Genomic DNA, 19,619 nt, shown 5'->3' on the forward strand with positions numbered 1-19,619 from the left:
ACCGGCACAGGTATCGCATGCCGAATAAGGCAGGGTCGCATTGACATTTGCACCTGCAATGACCCGCCAGAAGGAGTAGCGCATGACGCAAGCCAGAACAGCCAAGCCGCATCCCGCCGCAGTGATGTATGCACAGGAAGAAAAAGCCGGCAAGCTGAGCCGACGCGAATTTCTGGCACGCGCCACCAGCCTCGGCCTGACGGCCAGCGCGGCTTATGGCTTGCTCGGGCTTGCCGCCCCAGCGCAGGCGGCGGGACACGCCCGGCAAGGCGGCATGCTGCGTATCCAGATAGAGGTGCGTGCGCTGATGGATCCGCGCGCGTTCGACTGGCCACAAGTCGCCTATTTCACCTCTGGTTGGCTGGAATATCTGGTGGAATATCATAATGATGGCACATTTGCACCGATGCTTTTGGAAAGCTGGTCCGTCAATGCAGATGCAACAGAATACCGGCTGAACCTGCGCCAGGGTGTCACCTGGAATGACGGAACGCCTTTCACCGCCGATGATGTCGCGCGCAATATTATCGGCTGGTGCGACAAATCGGTTCCCGGAAATTCGATGGCTGGCCGCTTTGCCACCCTGATCGACCCGCAGACGGATCATGCCATTGAAGGGGCGGTGATGGTTGCGGACGCACATACCGTTATTTTGAAATTACCGGTCTCTGATATTTCGCTGATCGCGGGCATGGCGGATTATCCGGCACAGATCGTTCCGGCGGATTTTGACCCTGACACGATGCTCGCCAATCCCAAAGGCACCGGGCCATATCTGCCCGAAACGCATCAGGTTGGTGTTTCTGCGGCGCTCGTGCGCAACGCCATGCACGACTGGTGGGGCTATGCCGCCGGAAAAGGGGCATTTATCGACCGGTTTGAATTCATCGATTTTGGCGTAGATCCCTCTGTCTGGGCGGTCGCAGCGGCGGCAGACGAAGTTGACGTGATTTTTGAAACCGTAGGGGAATTTGTCGATGTGCTTGATGCGCTAGGGTGGCAAAAGTCCGAGGTGGCATCAGGATCAACCATCGTGATCAGGCCCAACCAGCTGGCCGAGGTTGATGGCATACGGCCCTATGCCGATGTGCGCGTGCGGCGGGCCATTGCAATGGCGGTGGATCCAGCGGTTTGCCTCGAGCTTGGGTATGCTGATCGCGGGATTACGGCCCGCAATCAGCATGTGGGGCCAATGCACCCCGAATGGGCCGACGTGCCCGCCCTGCCATTCGACCCCGATGCGGCACTGGCCCTTCTGACCCAAGCAGGCATGACAGAGTTCGAGATGGAAATCATCTCGATCGATGACGATTGGCGCAAGAACACGACAGACGCTGTTGCCGCCCAGCTGCGCGATGCCGGATTTAACGTAAAACGCAAGGTTATTCCGGCCAGCACATTTTGGACTGAATGGACAAAGTATCCTTTTTCCTCAACCGATTGGAACCATCGCCCCCTTGGCACGCAAATCCTTGCGCTTGCCTATCGCACGGGCGAGGCGTGGAACGAAACAGGGTTCGCCAACCCAGAGTTCGACGCGCTTTTGGCGCAGGCCAATTCATTGTCTGATGCCGATCACCGGCGCGCGGTCATGGCCAGGCTACAGACGATCATGCGCGACGAAGGTGTGACGCTGCAACCTTATTGGCGGTCGCTTTACCGGCACGTCCGGCCCGGTGTTGTGGGTGGTGATATGCATATCGCCTATTTGCCGCGCCTTTATAATTTCGGTTTCGCCGCCTAGAAGAATAAAATGCGCAGCACCGTCTGGCATGGTTGCACGCTTACGCACCGATTTCTGCGTGGCGGCGGTTGCGCCGGACAAGACAGCCACGGCGGGCGGCACCATAAAAAGGGCATTGTCGCCCCGATCGGCCCGAATGCCATAACAAACAGCCAGGCTTTGATGCATGAAACAATTCGTTAACCTTGTTGCGTCATGCCGGGTCTGTCACAAAAGCAGCAACAAGAATCGCAAGGGGTGCCACCATGGCCGGATCAGTAAACAAAGTCATTCTTATCGGTAATCTGGGGCGTGACCCAGAAGTTCGGACGTTCCAAAATGGTGGCAAGGTGTGCAATCTGCGCATCGCGACATCTGAAAACTGGAAAGACAAGAACACTGGAGAGCGCCGCGAAAGAACCGAATGGCATTCGGTGGCGATTTTTTCCGAACCTTTGGCCCGGATTGCAGAGCAATATTTGAAAAAAGGCTCCAAAGTTTACATTGAGGGTCAATTGGAAACCCGCAAGTGGCAGGACCAGTCAGGCCAGGACCGTTATTCGACAGAAGTGGTCTTGCGCCCCTTTACGTCAACCTTGACCATGCTTGACGGGCGTGATGGTGGCGCGACGAATACGGGTGGTGATAACGGCGGATATTCCGATCGCGATTCCGGTTATGGCAGTGGCACCAGCTATGCTGGCGGGCAATCAACCGGTGGCGGTGCCAGCGATATGGACGACGAAATTCCGTTCTGATCGCGTCATGTTGAACCCTGTCTTTGCGCAGCAATCAGCCCCGATGCCAGACCGGCAAAAGAGTGGAACGACATAATATCTGACGGGCCGGGCGGCCATGTTCGTGCAAACGCATTGTCCATGGCTGCTTATCCCAATCCTTGGTAATATCCAGCACATTGCAGCAAAGCTTTCAGCCTTTCGCTTTCAGTAAACCATATCCTTCTCCGGCATGGTTTCTGTGAATTTTGCCAAGCCAATTTTCTGAAGTTGCCATGGCCTATTTGTCGTGGCCGCATGTGATTGGCCCGAGACTGCGTTAAAAATCCTCCCACATGTGGTAGTCTTGGGGCGATGCAGTTCCTGTTGTTCCTGTATTGGCGAGGGAGGCCTGTGCAAGTGCGGGTTTTTCGGGTTTTGCACGCGGTGACGTAAAGACCATGATGTTTTCGCCCTGACTTTCCCGTCCCGTGGCGCGCTTTGCTGGATCACGCGGTTTCCGTTCCAGCCGGAATTCTGCCACAGCCTCGGTCAGCAGTTGGGCATCGCGGTTGAGCGCATGGTTACTATCGTTCGTTTCTTCGACCATTGCAGCATTTTGTTGCGTGACCTTGTCAAGTTGGGTGACGCCAATGTTGATTTCACCAAGCCCGATGGACTGTTCTTCTGCGGCCGATGCGATTTCGGTCATAAGTCCGGAAATGTGCACAACCCGCGCAACAATCCGTGTCAATACATCCCCTGCCTTTCCGACAAGTCCGACGCCACGTTCTACCTGTTGCGAACTATCGCCAATAAGCCCCTTGATTTGTTTCGCAGCTTCCGATGACCGTTGTGCAAGGGCCCGCACCTCTGAGGCAACAACGGCAAAACCCCGCCCGGCGTCACCGGCCCGTGCCGCTTCTACCCCGGCGTTAAGCGCAAGCAGGTTCGTCTGAAATGCAATATCATCAATCACACCGATAATCTGTGTGATTTCCGCTGAAGAACTTTCGATCTCTGTCATGGCCGTGACGGCATTGCGCACCACGGGTTCACTTTGTGCCGCGTCGGTCTGTGCCTCGGCCACGATCTGTTCGATTTCACGCGCACCTGCAGCAGCGGATTTGACACTGGCCGTCAGTTCATCAAGTGCGGCGGCGGTTTGTTCAAGCGTTGCCGCCTGATTTTCTGTGCGCTTGGAAAGATCGTTAGAGGCAGTGCTCATTTGATCAGATTTTTGCTGAATATCTTCTGCACGCTCAACAACAGCACCGATGGTTTTGTTCAGCGTGTCAACGCTGCGATTATAATCCAGACGCAACAAATCATAATCTGGTGCAAATGGCGTATCTATCCGGGCTGTCAAATCGCCATCCGCCATTTTGTTCAGTGCCGTGCTGAGACTGCTGACAACATGCGCAAGGTCTTCCTGACGGGCGCGCTGTTCTTCCCGTGCGATCCGCGCAACGTCAAGCTGGTCCCGAAATGCAACCAGAATGCCTGCCAGTTCGCCAATTTCATCACGCCGCGCGGTGTCAGCGATACTGGTGTCGTATTCACCCGAGGCAACCGCCTGCATGTTCTGGCCCAACCGTCCCAGAGGAGCAGTGACAGATCGTGCCGCCAGCCAGCCAAGAATGCCAACAATTATGCCACCAATAAGGCTGACGACAATCATTTCATCGCGAATTTTGATCACAGGATGCATCACCTCTGCCAGACGCATTTCACCCACGATCCCCCAACGCGTATTGAATATATCGACAGAAAGTGGTTTCGCGACGACAACATTACCGTCAAACCCTTCGGTTTTGGTAAAAAAATCCCCCCGATCATCAAGGGCGGCGTAAGTCTGCGGTAATGCCGGCACGGGATCCAAAGCCGTCAACCCCGCGCCGCGCGCTGTTGTGTTGCGCGCTGACAGATCAGGCCCGATTGCATAGATCACACCACTGCGCCCAAGCCCGGTTGAATTGCGCATCATGTCGTTGATCGGCTCTGGCGAAAGCTGAATCGCCACCACCCCCACCTTTTCCCCATTTTCTTTAAAGACCGGTGTAGCCAGAAAAGCGGCTGGCGCGTCATCGCTTGGGGCGTAGCGCGCGAAATCGTCAAAGACAACGGTTACCTCGGCCGCATCGCGGGCGCGGCGCATGGCGCGCGCCAGACCGGTGTCGCGAAACGGGCCAGTGTCAAAATTTGTGGCAAAATCACGCTTTTTCGCAACGGAATAGATCAGGTCACCATCAAGGTTGAACAGAAAGATGTCATCAAAGCTGCGCATTTGCTTGATGTTGCGGATATAGGGATGCACATCGCCATGTCGAAAATCATAAGGTTTTGACTCGGTCGCCTGATCAAATTTTTCCCTTTCACCAAGTTGGTGAGGATTTTCATCAATATAGATGCGTTGCAAATATTCAGTCGCATCATCCATCACCACACCATAGACGCTGTGAAGGCTGGTGATGGCCGTCGCAATGGCCGGGTTTCGGCCCAGGCCGATGACATCATCACCAATCCGATCAAACCAGCCCGAAAGGTCGGCACGGCGTTCTTCGGTGACAATTTCAAATGTGTTTTGCGTTTCGGCCAGAATGGCCTTGCGAAACTCAATATAGCCCAAGACAGCGATGACGCTGGACACGGCCATACACAGGGCAACGATAATTAACGGAACCTTTGTTACGATGCGAAACGATGACACAAATTTCATGAGGCCCTCTTGATCAAGTCATTGCGCTGCTGTCTTCTGTAACCCCGTGCAGTTAAGATCCGCTTAAACGCAGCCTCGCAAAATGCCTTCGCACCACAACGTCTGGAACAAAGGACGCGCCCAAACATGTGATGCAGGAACAGGTTGCACACGCGAGAGAGAACCCTGATTTCAGGGTTCGCCGCTGCGCAAAAGCGGGAATGACCGTCATGTCACCACGTAATTGCGCGATGCGCGCACAAGACTTTGGCCTGTGGTTTACGATACTTGCATTGATGACGTCGCAGTCGGGTTGATAGCGCCACGTTTTACATCATGAACAAGACAAAGAAGCGATCCGAAGCAGGCAGGTCTGACGCTGCGCACTGGCTTTTTGCGATGTCGAACCTGATCAGCGCCAAGCCTTATGACGGCGCGATGCCCAGTGCCTGCCGCAACCTGGCCGTTTCGGCAGGGTCATAAGGCTGGCCTTTTTCATCCAGCAGATCGTGAAACCAGACAGAACGATCCGCTGCCCCGCCATGGGCGGCCACCAGATCGGCGGGCCATGGCAGATGCGTCTGGGTGCGGCCCTTGACCAGCCCCCATTGAAAACACCCAACTTTGCGCGATTGAAACAGGTCAAGTTGGTCTTCAATCCGGCTGCCCACCGCCCGCGCCATCCATTCGGTGCAGAGCATCGGCCGCCCCAATGCCGCCAGATGGTCGATGAACCGCTGCACATGGGCGCTGTCCCAATAAGCGTGAAAGGTCACGATGTCCGATAGCGCCAGCGCGTCGCGGTCGATCGCGTTCTGACATGGCGGGTCGTCAGATCCGGGTGGCGGCGTGACCCAAGCGCCAACTGTGATGGGCTGATCAGGGTTTTCATTACGGCACCAGTCGAAAGCGGCGCGCATCAGGTCGTGGCTGGCTTGTGAAAAGTCGGGTTCATAGGTCTGCGCCCCGGTGGCGGTGAACACCATGCGATTACCGGGTTCGTTATACAAATCCCAGAACAGAATCCGGTTATCGCAGCGATAGGCGCGCACCACATCGCGCAGATAGGCTGCAAACGCGGGCCAAGTGCCGGGATCAAGCAACGCGGCCCGCCCCGGGCTGGCCACCGCACGGCTGTTATGCACCCCCGGCACCAGGTCCGGTTGCGGGCCATAGGCGGGTTCAAACCCACCAAAGCCGCAATCGTCAAACAAACAAGGCACCATGCGCAGGCCCAGCCCGTCAGCGGTGGCAATCAGCCATTCCAGCCGGTCCATCATGCCGTCGCGGTCGTGTTTCCAGACCAGATAATGCAGGTTGACCCGCAGGGCGTTGAACCCCAGCGCTGCCGCCCAGCCCAATTCGCGCGCGATGGTGTCCCGGTCAAAGGTGTCTGCCTGCCACATCTCAAGAAAATTCACCGCCGAAGACGGCAAAAAGTTGAACCCGCAGATCCACCCCTGCGCAGCCCACCATGCGTTTGCCCAATCGGCGCTAAAACGATCCACGATCAGATTTCCTTTTGTCAAAATGCTCTGGCCGCAACTAGCGGCCAGAGCGATGCTGCGTTTAGCGGTCCAACAGATCCTGCACGTCCTGTTCGGCATCGTTCAGGGCCGCATCAACCGCTTTGCCGGTCAGCCAGATTGCCTGAAGCTCGCGGTTCAGCACATCCTGAATGGCGCCATAACGAGCAGATGGCGGCGTATCGCGCGCAATCGCTGCGGTGGCGGTGTATTCAGACCGGTGTGGCAGGCTGGCGTAGGCGTCGCTGTCCAACACCGATTTACGCACGGCCATATGGCCGGTCCGTGCCCAGTCGATATTGTGGTCGTTGAAGAAGGCCAGCACCCTGAGCGCTGCGACGTATCTGTCAGGGTCTGATTTCAGCGATGCTGGGATCGCCCACATGTGGCTGTCGGCCCATGTCGCGCCGGTGTCGAACAAGGTGGGGAAATCGGCGGCATAATAGGTGTTCAACCCCGTTTGCGCCTTGGCGGCTTCGGCGTCATAGAAATCAACCACCCATGTGCCGTTGACCAGCACGGCGGCCTCACCGTTCAGGAACGCCTGCTGGCTGTCGGCATAGTTCAGTTGCGGGTTTGCAAGCCCGGCATCAAACAGTCGCGTGATGGTGGTCACCGCGTTGCGGGCGGCTTCGGTGTTGATGGTGGCGGTGTCACCGTCAAAAATATTCGCATCCTGCTGCCACATCAGCGCCAGCACCAGCCGCACCCCGATGGGAAACTGCGCAAAATCCGCGGCCAGATAATCCTGTCCGATGGCATCCTTGACCTTCTGCGCGTGTTCCAGCAATTCCGCAGGGCTGCTGGGCAGAACCGGCGGTCATACCAGCGCCCCCCCCTTCGCCGGGAGGAAAACCGGGGAGGACAAACAGCAAAACCGCAGCGATACCAAGTGCAACCGCCGTGACCTTGCCAATACGGTCCATCCGGCGAAGGAAGATCGTAAGCCCGATCCCCAACAGGCCAAGCACCTGCAAGGTCGGGCTGATAAACGCAGCCCAGGTAATGCCCCTGCCCCACATCGCCCGTTCGCAATTGCGCAGGCCGACAAATTCCTTGGCATCGGGGTTGAACGCCACGGCCATCAGGTTCCAGTCATGCAGGGAAATCCACAGGCCGCGAAAGAAAGGATAGATTAAAAACAACGCATAGGTCGCGAGAAAGGGCAAAAGCAAGACAGCCGCCGCCCGGCATGCTGTCAAAACACCGCGCCGCGCTGTTGCATTGTTATGATGCAGATGGTCGCTGGCCTGCGATCCGTGCCTGCGGAACGGCGCGGCGGCGAAACCGCGACACGTATGTTGATTGAAACGGGGCACCGCAAGATCGCTTTTATTTCCGGTGAAAGCTGGATGGAGGCAGCCGATCAGCGCCTTGAAGGCTATGAACGGGCGTTGCGCGCGGCGGGTATTCCTGTCGACCCGGGCCTGATCATGCCGGGTAACTTTCTGCCCAGCGACGGACGCGCGGCCACCTTGCGGTTGCTTGACGGCCCCACGCGCCCCGATGCCATATTCTGTGCCAACGACCTGATGGCGGTCGGTTGTTACGAGGCGCTGAAGGAACGCGGCGAACGAGTTGGAAAAACCATGGCTGTCATGGGGTATGACGACCAGGAAATCGCACAACACCTGACACCTTCCCTGACAACGATGCTGCTGCCGCACCGCGAAATGGGGCATTGGTGCATCAGTGCCCCGCTGTCCGACAGCCCACCGGAACCGTGCCAGTTGCGGCTGGAATGCCCGCCAGTGGTCCGGCAATCACATATCAAAAACGCCTAGAACGTGGGTGGGGTGCAGGCGCTGATCACCTTGCAAGGCACGTCGCCGGGGTTACGGAACCGGTGCGGCAGGCGGCTGTCAAACAGATACCCTTCGCCTGGGCCCAGCACGCGCACCTGATTTTCCACGGTAATTTCAATCTGGCCGGAAATCACGATTCCGGCTTCCTCGCCTGCGTGGCACAGCAATTCCGGCCCTGTGTCCGCCCCCTTGGGATAGGTTTCATCCAACAATTGCAGCGTGTGCGTCATTGCATTACCCAACTGGCGCAACGACACCCCGCCCGCGTCGCCCAATGGGGCAATTTCGGTGAATTCATCGGCGCGGTAAAAATATTTGGCGCTGCCCGACTCCTCGATTGTGGTGAAAAACTCCGCAATGCTCATCGGTATCGCATCCAGCAGGCTTTTCAGCGATGCGACGGAAGGGCTGGTCTTGTTCTGTTCGATCAGGGATATTGTGCCATTGGTCAACCCCGCACGCGCCGCCAGTTCACGTTGCGACAAACCCCTGGCCTTACGCACCTGTTTCAGTTTCTTGCCGATATCCACCCGATGATCCTTTGATAGGAAGAAATAACAGTGCAAATTCAACGTTGTGCGAACCGTTATCGCAGGCCGCACGCCTTTGCCACAAATTGCACTGGCGTGCCGTCAGGATCAACTTAATCTTGCAGCAGAAAATCCATGTTGACAGCTTCATTAAACATGTGATCAGGATTTTAAACGCCATTTGCTTTGCAGGCGCTCTGTCACTTTCGCACAAGGATCACGGCCAATGGCTCAGACCGACAAAAAAACTGCCCGCAAATCCGCGCCCAAGCGCAAGCACACGATGACCGTCGTGCCCGATTTTGCGCCCGTCAAAAAAACCAACGCGAGCCTGATTGCCCGGCGCGAGGCAGCCGTGGCCCGCGGTGTGGCATCCGCCGCGCCGATCTTTGCGCACCGGGCCGAAAACGCCGAATTGTGGGATGTGGAAGGCAATCGGTATATTGATTTTGCCGGTGGTATCGCCGTGCTGAACACCGGCCACCGCCACCCCGCCGTAATTGCCGCCGCCAAGGCGCAGGAAGACCACTACACCCACACCAGTTTTCAGGTTGTGCCATATGAACCCTATGTCGCGCTGGCCGAAAAGCTGAACGCGCTGGCCCCCGGCGACCATGCCAAGAAATCGCTGTTGGTGACGACAGGTGCGGAAGCTGTTGAAAACGCAGTTAAAATCGCGCGCGCGGCCACGGGCCGCCCCGGTGTGATTGCCTTTACCGGCGGCTATCATGGCCGGACACTTCTGACGCTGGGCATGACCGGCAAGATTTCGCCTTACAAAAAAGATGTTGGCCCCTTCCCGTCCGATATCTTTCGCGCGCCATTTCCATCGGTGCGCGACGGGATCACCGTGCAGGATGCGCTGACCGGCCTGCAAAACCTGTTTTTGACCGATGCGCAGCCCGAACGAATTGCGGCCATCATCATCGAACCCGTGCTGGGCGAAGGCGGTTACACCCCCGTCCCGTTCGAAATGATGCAGGCCCTGCGAACGATCTGTGATGACCACGGCATTTTGTTGATCGCTGATGAAATTCAGGCCGGTTTCGGTCGTACCGGCACATGGTTTGCGATTGAACATTCCGGCGTCGTGCCCGACCTGATCACCGTGGCAAAATCCATGGCAGGCGGCTATCCCATCGCCGGTGTGATTGGCCGGGCCGAGGTGATGGATGCCGTCATTCCCGGCGGTCTTGGCGGCACCTATGGTGGCAACCCGGTGGCCTGTGCGGCGGCTTTGGCAGCCATCGAAGCCATTGAAACCGAAGGCCTTTTAGCGCGTTCAACCGCGCTGGGGGCGCGTTTCCGTGCGGCGTTTGCCGATATCGGTGCGCGCGTCGCCCCCTATCGGATGTGGGACATACGCGGACTTGGCGCGATGATCGCGGTGGAATTTGTCACCGATTTCGAAACCGCCAACCCCGATGCTGCGCTGACCAAAGCGGTCGTGGCACATGCACTGCACCGCGGGTTGATCCTGCTGCCTTGCGGGATGCACGGCAACGCGCTGCGCATCATGGTGCCACTAACCGCAGCGGACGAGATCATCGACGAAGGTCTGGCGATCTTTGAAGACGCGCTGGCTGCGGCCATCGTTGAACTGCGCGGTTAATTCAGCAGAAAAAATCATTGGAACCGCCGGATGTTGATCCGCGCGGTTCTTTTGTATCGGACGGGTGGCTGTGCAGCCTACAGGCAACCCGTTTGCGTTACTGTCCCAGATAGGCCACACTTGAGAAACGTTCGCCAGTTTGCCCGCGTGTCGGGCTGATTAGGTTATTTTGGAGAAAGCAGACCATGACCCCTTTTGCGATTGCCGGCGTGCAGATGTATGTCAATGCGCTGCAACCCAACATTGACGGGATGATGCACAGGCTTGACGTGTTGATGGCGCGTTTTCCATGGACGCAGATGGTGTTGTTCAGCGAACTGGCCCCTTATGGGCCGCTCGATCGGTTCAGCCTGCCCCCCCAAAACGAAGCGCTTGATCGTTTTTGTGCGGCGGCAAGGCACCACAAGGTCTGGCTGATCCCCGGTTCAATGTTTCTGACGGCACCAGATGGCCAGATTTACAATACAGCCGTCGTGATCAACCCCGAAGGTGAAATCATCCGCCGCTATGCCAAAATGTTTCCGTTCCGCCCTTACGAAGCCGGGATTGCCGCAGGGGCAGAGTTTTGCATTTTTGATGTGCCGGACGTGGGCCGTTTTGGCCTGTCGATCTGCTATGATATATGGTTTCCCGAAACCACCCGGCAGTTGACAAGCCAGGGGGTCGAGGTGCTGCTGCATCCGGTGTTGACCGGCACATCCGACCGTGATGCCGAACTGGCGATCACGCGTGCAACAGCCGCGCAATTTCAATGTTACGTCTTTTCCGTCAATGGTCTGGGTGCGGGGGGGCTTGGCAAGTCTTGTGTCGTTGATCCATCAGCGACGGTGCTGCACCAATCCGCCGGCCAAGAGGACATGTTCCCGATCGAGGTGGACCTGTCGGTCGTGCGCCGCCAGCGCGAAACCGGCATGAAAGGTCTGGGTCAGGTGTTGAAAAGCTTCCGTGATCGATCTGTCGATTTTTCGGTCTATGACCGATCCAGCGGCACAGACAGTTTTTTGCATGCGTTGGGACCGCTGGAAATTCCACAACAAGGCACACGCGCCGGTTTGCATGTGGATGTGCCTGCGAATCTGGCTTTGGAAGAAGATTTGAAACAACCGGTCGTGGGAATTGGTGCGGTGCCGTTCCCGGGAAAAACGTCAAGCGGATAAACGCGGGTCGCTGAAGGTGCGCGCCTGCACAGCGATCCGCGCCTTGATCCGATACAGGGAGAAGAATGTATGGAATCTGTCAGCGACTATTACTCAGCCATCCAGTTGCGCGCCGACCGGTGGAGCGCGCTGCGCGAAGTCACAGCCTCGTTGGCCCGCGAGGCGCCAAGCAAGATCCCGGCAAAACTGCGCGGGCGTGCTGAAGACTTGTTCGAGTCATTGTCGCTGATTGAACCTTACTGGGCTTTTCCAGGCATGGCTGCCTTCGACCATTTGCGCCGACAGATGAACCATAACAGTTATGAAGATCTTGCATTTTCAGTACACCGCGTGACCCGCGCCCTGACAACAGGTGCCTATCGCCGCCGCCATATTCCACTTGAACGTGAAAACACCGAACAGGAAGAACATGACGACGAGGCGCTGCAATCCCTTGAAATGCGCGCACTGACAAAACCTTATTTCGAGGTGTTGATCGTCGATAACGTCAGCGATCCGCAGGAACGGTGGCTGAAATCCAATGTGCTGAACATGCGCCGCGCCGAAGATCCGTTCATTTATGAAGCCGTAGTCGTGCCCAGCCTGGAGGACGCGTTGATCGCGGTTTTGTTCAATCACAATATCCAAGCCATCGTGGTCCGCCCCGGTCTGGTGCTCAAATCAACGCTCGATAACGAGATTCTGACAAAATATCTTAATAGGGCGGGTTCCCCTGACATATTTGCCAACATGTCACCCGAAGATTACGGCCCCGAACTTTGCCGTCTTGTGCAACGCGTGCGCCCTGAACTGGATGCCTATCTGGTCACCGAACGGTCGGTCGAGGATATCGCCGGCATGGATCTGGGGATTTGCCGCCGGGTGTTCTATAATCAGGAAGATTTCTTGGAATTGCATCTGAACATCCTGCGGGGTGTTGCCGCGCGCAACAAAACACCATTCTTTACGGCATTGGTTGAATATTCGAAACAACCGACCGGCGTATTTCATGCCATGCCGATCAGCCGGGGTAAATCCATCACGCGGTCGCACTGGATTCAGGATATGGGTGCGTTTTACGGGCCCAACATCTTTCTGGCGGAAACATCAGCCACGTCGGGCGGGCTTGACAGCCTGCTGGAACCGCACGGCCCGATCAAGGAAGCCCAGGAACTGGCCAGCCGCGCGTTCGGGTCAAAGCAGACATTCTTTGCCACCAACGGCACATCCACTTGCAACAAGATTGTCGTGCAAGCTCTTGTCAGACCTGGGGATATTGTTCTGGTAGACCGCGATTGCCACAAATCGCACCACTACGGGCTGGTGCTGGCCGGGGCCGAGGTTGTGTATCTCGACAGTTATCCGCTGAATGAATATTCGATGTATGGCGCGGTGCCACTGCGCGAAATAAAACTTCAGCTTCTCAAGCTGCGGGCGGCGGGCAAACTGCACCGGGTGCGGATGCTTTTGCTGACCAACTGCACCTTTGACGGTCTGGTCTACAACGTGGACCGCGTGATGGAGGAGTGTCTGGCGATCAAGCCCGATCTGGTGTTTTTGTGGGACGAGGCATGGTTTGCCTTTGCCCGTTTCAGCCCCACCTATCGGCAACGCACGGCAATGCGCTGTGCCAACAACCTGCGCAAGCGGCTCAAGACCGAGGAACAGGCCGATGCCTATAAGAAACAACAGAAAAAGTTGCAGGATGCGCCCGATGATGTCTGGCTGAAAACCCGGCTGGTTGCACCGCCCCATGGACGGATCCGGGTTTATGCCACGCAATCCACCCACAAGACGCTGACATCGCTGCGGCAGGGGTCGATGATTCATGTCAGCGATCAGGATTTCAAAGGCGAAGTCGAACAAAGCTTTCACGAAGCCTATATGACCCACACCTCAACTTCGCCCAATTATCAGATCATTGCATCGCTTGATGTGGGGCGCCGTCAGGTGGAACTGGAAGGGTTCGAATTTGTCCAGCGCCAGATCGAGGCGGCAATGTCGATGCGCCGCGCCATCACCAGCCATCCGCAATTACGCAAATATTTCAAGGTTCTGACTGCCGGTGACATGATCCCGAATGAATACCGCCAAAGCGGTGTCACCAGCTATTACGACACCGAACAGGGCTGGACAGACATGTGGGACTGTTGGGAACAGGACGATTTCGTGCTGGACGCAACACGCGTAACGCTGGCCGTCGGCGGCACCGGCTGGGATGGCGACACCTTCAAGACCGATGTGCTGATGGATAAATACGGCATCCAGATCAACAAGACATCGCGCAACACCGTGCTTTTCATGACGAATATCGGCACCACACGGTCATCTGTCGCCTATCTTATCGAAGTTCTGGTCGAGATTGCCAATGATTTGGACGACCTGCTGGATGACGCGTCAAAAATGGAACGGCTGGCGTTTGAAAAACGCGTCAAAAACCTGACCGAAAACTACCCGCCCCTGCCCGACTTCAGCCGGTTTCACGATGCCTTCCGGCCAGATGACGTGACTTCCGAAGGCGATATTCGCACGGCCTATTACCTGTCCTATGACGCGGCAAATTGCGATTATCTGGAACTGGACGGGTCGTTGAAGGCGGCAATGGATGCCGGTCAGGAACTGGTTTCAGCCAGTTTCATCATTCCTTACCCGCCCGGCTTCCCCATTCTGGTGCCCGGTCAGGTGATCAGTCGGGAAATTCTGGCGTTCATGCGGGCCTTGGATGTGAACGAAATCCACGGCTATCGCGCTGATCTGGGGTTGCGGGTGTTTACGGCCGACGCCTTGGCCAGCGTTCCGCGCGCTTTGCCCAAAATGGCTGCTAAGTAAGAGAAGGATTAAAATATGGTAACTGTTCTAAAAAATATTTCCGAAATACGGCGCTTTTTTCACCGCAATGAGGATCCGATCTATTTCGTTTCGGCGACAAACTTCAACCTTTTGGGGCTGGATGAATGGGTCAAGAATTTCAAATTCATCTGCTATATTGATTGCTACGATGGCCGGCACCCCAACGTGTTCTGCCCTTCTGAACAACCACATGCGGAATTTCAGTCCATCGAGGATATCAACAACTACCTGTTGCAACATAAAGAAGTCATTGATTTCATCAAACGCCGCGGCGGCAAGCCCAAGTTCGTGTTTTTGATGTTCGATGCGGAAACCGAACGTCTGGCCAAGGCATTGGGGGGTGATGTCTGGTTCCCAAAGGCACGGCTGCGCACCCAAATGGACAACAAGATTGAAACCGTGCGCATTGGCAACAAGGCAGGCGTGCCATCGGTGCCCAACGTTCTGGCAGAGGTCACATCTTACGACAACCTGCGCGCGACCTGTGAAAAGGCCGGGATCGGGCACGATCTGGTGCTGCAATCCGCCTTTGGCGACAGCGGCCACACCACGTTTTTTATCAAGTCGGAATCAGATTTCCGCCGCCACGAACATGAAATCGTCGGCGAAGGCGAGATCAAGATCATGAAACGGATCGATTGCCGCGGTTCCGCGATCGAGGCTTGCGCCACCCGCGAAGGCACGATCGTCGGCCCGTTGATGACCGAACTGGTGGGGTTCAAGGATCTGACCCCCTATCGCGGCGGCTGGTGCGGCAATGAAATTCTGTCCACTGCATTCCCGCCCAAGGTCCGCCAAAAGGCACGCGACCTGACGTTTAAATTCGGCGAACAACTGCGCAAGGAAGGCTATCGCGGGTATTTCGAACTGGATTTCCTGATCGACAAGAAAACCGGCGATCTGTGGCTGGGCGAATTGAACCCGCGCATCACGGGGGCGTCGTCGATGACCAACCACGCGGCCTTTGCCCATGCGGATGCGCCCTTGTTCCTGTTTCACCTGCTGGAATTTTCAAAGCGCAAATTCGATTTGGACGTGGACGAATTGAACGCGCGTTGGGCCAACCCCAGCATGATCGACAGCTGGTCGCAGATGGTTATCAAACATACCGATGATACCGTCGATATTTGCACGGCTGCCCCTGAAACCGGCATCTATCGCATGCGCGAGGATGGCAGCGTTGTTTATGACCGGTTCGACTATCACCGTCGCGCTGTGGAAAGCGAAAACGAAGCGTTCTTTCTGCGCATCCTCGGCCCCGGTGATTACCGTTACGAAGGGGCCGACATCGGCATTCTTGTGACCCGCGGCCGGTCAATGACCAAGAATTTCCAGTTGAATGAACGGGCAAAAAAGTGGATCCACGGGATCAAGCGGTCGGTCGCAGGCAAGCCATTGCCCGTGGCACAGGCCAACCCCGTGTTGGCGGACCCGGCGTTCAAGATCATGTAAGGAACAGCGATGCATTGGCGCGCGCTCAGCGAAGATCAGCCCGGCCCGAAATGGGCGGGGCTTTTTGCCGAATACTGGCCCGCGTACAAACGTTGGTGGATGAAAGATGGCGAATGGGCGCGCCCCACATATGCTGTCTGTCGGCAGGCCCTGACAGATCACATGCCCGAAATGATCCCGCTTTATGACCAATTGTGCGATCTTGCCGGTGGCAGCGACCGGGCGGCGCGTTTCCTTAGCTTTTATGGGCCCCCGGCCTATCTTTCGGGGTGTTCACAAGCGATCTGGCCGGGGCGCGAACCCGTGCTGGTGCGCAATTATGACTATACTACACACGCCTTTGACAGCCTGATCCTGAAAACAAACTGGCAGGGGCGCGGGGTGATGGGTGTTTCTGACGGGCTATGGGGGCTGGTGGACGGCATGAACGACGCGGGGCTGGCCATTTCCCTGACCTTTGGTGGCAGGCGTGTCGTGGGCACGGGGTTCGGGGTGCCGTTGATCCTGCGCTATGTGCTGCAAACTTGCACCACAGCCGCAGAGGCAGGGGCCGTCCTTTCCCGCATCCCCACCCACATGAGCTATAACGTCACGGTTCTTGATGCAAAACGCGGATATCTGACGGCGATGCTGTCACCGGACCGGCCCGCCGTCATCACCCATGCGGCTGTTGCGACCAACCATCAGGAAAACATCGAATGGGTCAGCCATGCGCGGTTAACCGCGACGGTGGAACGGGAACGCTTCCTGCTGCACCGGTTGACCCTGCACCGCGACCCCGAAGAAAAGTTCATCAATGCCTTTCTGAAACCGCCGCTATATTCCACGGCGTTCCAGGCGGGTTTTGGCACGCTTTACACAGCCGTCTACCGCCCCCGTCTGGGTCAGATGGAAATCCGCTGGCCGGGCACGATCTGGCCCATGTCATTTGACCGGTTTCATGAAAGCCACCGCAACGTGCAAATTCCCGGCGCTGCCTGATCAGGATGCCGCATCGGCCTCTTTGATTGGCACGGCCCTAGCGCGCCAGCACCAATTCGGCCTTGAGCCCACCCAGTTTTTCACTGTCCCCCAGCCGCAGCACACCGCCATGCGTGCGCGCAATATCGGATACGATGGACAGGCCCAACCCCACACCGCTGCCCTTGTCCTGATTGCGCGCGGGGTCCAGCCGGACAAAGGGGTTCACCGCATCCTCGCGCTGTGCGGCGGGAATGCCGGGGCCGTCATCCTCGACCGTAAAACGCACGGCGCGATCGGTCACATTGACCCCCACTTCGGCCCGGTTGGCATAACGCAGGGCGTTGCCGACAAGGTTGTCCAGGGCCCGCCGGATGGCCAACGGCCGCAGCGCAACAGGCTCTGCCGGGCCTGTAATGACGCCAACCACCACAGGTTGGCCTGATCGTTCGGCGTCAGCCACGACAGCACGCACCAGATCTTGCGGGATCGTCGGTTCAAGGCTGTCACCGGCATCGCTGCGGGCGAAATCCAGAAAGGTGTCAACCAGTTGCTGCATTTCATCGACATCCGCCAAAAGTGGGGCCGCATCGGCATCATCCAGCAGAGAGAGTCCCAATCGCAGCCGGGTCAGCGGCGTGCGCAGGTCATGGCTGATCCCTGACAGCATCATGGTGCGGCTTTGCGTTTGCCGTTCCAGCCGGTTGCGCATGTCCAGAAATGCCATGCCCGCCGCGCGCACCTCAATGGCACCGGTGGGCGTGAATGCTGTCACCCGGCCTTTGCCGTAATCGGCAGCTGCCTTTGCCATGCGTTTGATCGGGCGCAATTGGTTGCGCAGAAAAATATAGGCAACCGCCGTCATCAGCGCACCCATCACCACCATGATCACCAATAACTGATGCGGGTTTGACGCGGACACGCGCCGCCTGCTGAAATCCAGTTGCAGTGGTCCGTGCAAGGTTGCGACCCAGACAACGACCCGCCCTCGATCCTCCAGCGACACGGCGGCCACATCACCAATGCCATCACGCAGGGTTTCAATCACCATGCGCCCGGTCAGATCAACCCAAGGGGTGATATCGCCCGCAACGGGCGTGGCCGGCAAGGTTGTGTTGATTTCCAGCGGCGCGCCCAATGCCAACAGGTCCGCACGCGCGGCGGCCTCGGTCGCGGCGGCGTTGGCGGTATCGACAAGAAATCGCAATTCAATATTCACGGCACTTGTCATCAGCCGCGTTACCCCGTCAAAATGGCGCTGAATGAAAACCACCGACACCAAAAGCTGTAACAAAAGCACCGGCACGATCAGAATAAGCGCGGCCCGGCCATAAAGACCGCGCGGCATGGTGTTCTTGAGCCAGCGAAAAATCATACCGCTACGCTAACGAGAGTGGTGCAGAACGAAAAGCATCGAAAGGGACCGAAATGCCAGATTTCACGCCAATGATTGGCACACCGCAGGTTCTGGCGCCCTTGCTGTCGGTTGTCGTGGCCCCGAATGCATCACCCATGACCCATACCGGCACCAATACCTATGTGCTGGGCGATCATGGGTTGGCCGTGATCGACCCCGGGCCGGATGATCCTGTGCATCTTGCCGCAGTCTTAAGGGCGATTGCCGGACGTGCGGTCAGCCACATCTTGCTGACCCACAGTCACCTTGACCATTCCCCCCTTGCACGGCGTCTATCCGCGCTGACTGGCGCGCCGGTGTGTGCCTTTGGTGACAGCCAAGCCGGGCGCAGCGCGATCATGCAAAGTTTGGCGCAGCAAGGCCTGACCGGCGGCGGTGAATGGATCGACCATGAATTTACCCCTGACACCACACTGGCCGATGGTGCAGTTGTAACGGGCCAGGACTGGGCGCTGACTGCCGTCCATACACCGGGGCATATTGGCAATCACCTGTGTTTCCGGTGGGGCCAAGCCATTTTTACAGGTGATCACGTCATGGGGTGGGCCAGTTCGCTTGTATCACCGCCAGACGGGGATTTAGGGGATTTCATGCGCTCGTGCAGCAAATTACGCGCATTGGATGCACGCGTCTTTTATCCCGGCCATGGCGCCCCCGTTTCAAACCCCCATGCGCGGCTTGACTGGCTGATCGCGCATCGCACCGACCGCGAAAAACAGATCATCGCCGCATTGTCCGCGCACCCGCAGGATCTGATGCGGCTGACCTTAGGCGTCTATGTTGACACCCCCGCCGCCTTGCTTGGCGCGGCCGCACGTAATGTTTTTGCCCATCTGATAGAACTGCACCAACGCGGGCAGGTCCACGCCGATCCACATCTGCACAAAGACGCGACATTCAGCTTACGACAAACAGAAAAGCCGACAAAAAATGAATGAAAAAACTGCTCAAAAGACACTGGACGTCGTAGGATCAGATTGCTATACGGCCTGCAGTGTTCCGACGTAGCTCAGCGGTAGAGCAGTTGACTGTTAATCAATTGGTCGTAGGTTCGATCCCTACCGTCGGAGCCAAAAATCAAAATCAAATCAGATAGCTACGCAATACTTCTTTCCTTTCTGGGTAAGATCAAGGATGGATGCATCGCAGCCCATGCCTGTGCCGGGCACAGAACCGTCCGATGTGCCATGTGCA

15 protein-coding genes and 1 tRNA gene are annotated in these 19,619 nt (G+C 57.1%); 10 read left to right on the forward strand and 6 right to left on the reverse strand.

Annotated features, from left to right (window positions below; all coding sequences use genetic code 11):
• Positions 1-82 precede the first annotated feature (82 nt).
• A complete protein-coding gene (locus tag IBX59_RS10730) occupies positions 83-1,744 on the forward strand; it encodes an ABC transporter substrate-binding protein (protein ID WP_296375332.1) in 1,662 nt (553 codons plus the stop codon).
• A 245-nt stretch (positions 1,745-1,989) separates the two neighbouring features.
• Positions 1,990-2,481, forward strand: coding sequence for a single-stranded DNA-binding protein (gene ssb, locus IBX59_RS10735; protein ID WP_296375334.1), 492 nt, complete (start codon positions 1,990-1,992; stop codon positions 2,479-2,481).
• Between the two features lie 298 nt (positions 2,482-2,779).
• Here ssb and IBX59_RS10740 read toward each other — a convergent pair whose 3' ends face one another.
• From IBX59_RS10740 to IBX59_RS10755, 4 genes are all read right to left on the reverse strand, one after another.
• Positions 2,780-5,158: a methyl-accepting chemotaxis protein gene (locus IBX59_RS10740; RefSeq protein ID WP_296375336.1), complete on the reverse strand. Its 2,379-nt coding sequence runs from the start codon at positions 5,156-5,158 to the stop codon at positions 2,780-2,782.
• A gap of 404 nt (positions 5,159-5,562) precedes the next feature.
• Entirely contained in the window at positions 5,563-6,645 is a 1,083-nt protein-coding gene (locus IBX59_RS10745; RefSeq protein WP_296375338.1) for a cellulase family glycosylhydrolase, read from the reverse strand.
• Positions 6,646-6,706: 61 nt separating this feature from the next.
• The gene (locus IBX59_RS10750) at positions 6,707-7,420 is read right to left on the reverse strand and encodes an extracellular solute-binding protein (protein WP_296375352.1); all 714 of its coding nucleotides are present in this window, start codon (positions 7,418-7,420) and stop codon (positions 6,707-6,709) included.
• On the reverse strand, positions 7,323-7,838 hold the full coding sequence (locus IBX59_RS10755; protein WP_296375340.1) for a hypothetical protein: 516 nt from the start codon (positions 7,836-7,838) through the stop codon (positions 7,323-7,325). Before IBX59_RS10755 ends, IBX59_RS10750 begins: the two co-directional genes overlap by 98 nt.
• Positions 7,839-7,892: 54 nt before the next feature.
• On the opposite strand from IBX59_RS10755, the gene IBX59_RS10760 reads away from it, so the two are divergent.
• Positions 7,893-8,447: a substrate-binding domain-containing protein gene (locus IBX59_RS10760; RefSeq protein WP_296375343.1), complete on the forward strand. Its 555-nt coding sequence runs from the start codon at positions 7,893-7,895 to the stop codon at positions 8,445-8,447.
• On the opposite strand, the gene IBX59_RS10765 is transcribed toward IBX59_RS10760, so the two are convergent.
• The gene (locus IBX59_RS10765) at positions 8,444-8,998 is read right to left on the reverse strand and encodes a cupin domain-containing protein (RefSeq protein WP_296375344.1); all 555 of its coding nucleotides are present in this window, start codon (positions 8,996-8,998) and stop codon (positions 8,444-8,446) included. The two genes, IBX59_RS10760 and IBX59_RS10765, sit on opposite strands and share 4 nt — an antisense overlap.
• A 226-nt stretch (positions 8,999-9,224) precedes the next feature.
• Here IBX59_RS10765 and gabT point away from each other — a divergent pair, with 226 nt between their 5' ends.
• From gabT to IBX59_RS10790, 5 genes are all read left to right on the forward strand, one after another.
• A complete protein-coding gene (gabT, locus tag IBX59_RS10770; protein WP_296375345.1) occupies positions 9,225-10,610 on the forward strand; it encodes a 4-aminobutyrate--2-oxoglutarate transaminase in 1,386 nt (461 codons plus the stop codon).
• Between the two features lie 185 nt (positions 10,611-10,795).
• Entirely contained in the window at positions 10,796-11,767 is a 972-nt protein-coding gene (locus IBX59_RS10775) for a carbon-nitrogen hydrolase family protein (RefSeq protein WP_296375346.1), read from the forward strand.
• 69 nt (positions 11,768-11,836) lie between these two features.
• Positions 11,837-14,575, forward strand: a complete 2,739-nt coding sequence (locus IBX59_RS10780; protein ID WP_296375347.1) for an aminotransferase class I/II-fold pyridoxal phosphate-dependent enzyme — start codon at positions 11,837-11,839, stop codon at positions 14,573-14,575.
• Between the two features lie 15 nt (positions 14,576-14,590).
• Positions 14,591-16,048 carry a biotin carboxylase gene (locus tag IBX59_RS10785; RefSeq protein WP_296375348.1) on the forward strand — a complete coding sequence of 486 codons (1,458 nt, stop codon included), beginning with the start codon at positions 14,591-14,593 and terminating at the stop codon, positions 16,046-16,048.
• Between the two features lie 9 nt (positions 16,049-16,057).
• Positions 16,058-17,029, forward strand: a complete 972-nt coding sequence (locus IBX59_RS10790; RefSeq protein WP_296375349.1) for a C45 family autoproteolytic acyltransferase/hydolase — start codon at positions 16,058-16,060, stop codon at positions 17,027-17,029.
• Between the two features lie 37 nt (positions 17,030-17,066).
• On the opposite strand, the gene IBX59_RS10795 is transcribed toward IBX59_RS10790, so the two are convergent.
• Positions 17,067-18,383, reverse strand: coding sequence for an ATP-binding protein (locus tag IBX59_RS10795; protein ID WP_296375350.1), 1,317 nt, complete (start codon positions 18,381-18,383; stop codon positions 17,067-17,069).
• A 53-nt stretch (positions 18,384-18,436) separates the two neighbouring features.
• On the opposite strand from IBX59_RS10795, the gene IBX59_RS10800 reads away from it, so the two are divergent.
• Entirely contained in the window at positions 18,437-19,363 is a 927-nt protein-coding gene (locus IBX59_RS10800) for an MBL fold metallo-hydrolase (protein ID WP_296375351.1), read from the forward strand.
• A 60-nt stretch (positions 19,364-19,423) separates the two neighbouring features.
• Positions 19,424-19,498, forward strand: a tRNA-Asn gene (locus IBX59_RS10805).
• Positions 19,499-19,619: the final 121 nt, after the last annotated feature.

Source organism: Yoonia sp., assembly GCF_014859355.1.
Classification (GTDB): domain Bacteria; phylum Pseudomonadota; class Alphaproteobacteria; order Rhodobacterales; family Rhodobacteraceae; genus Yoonia.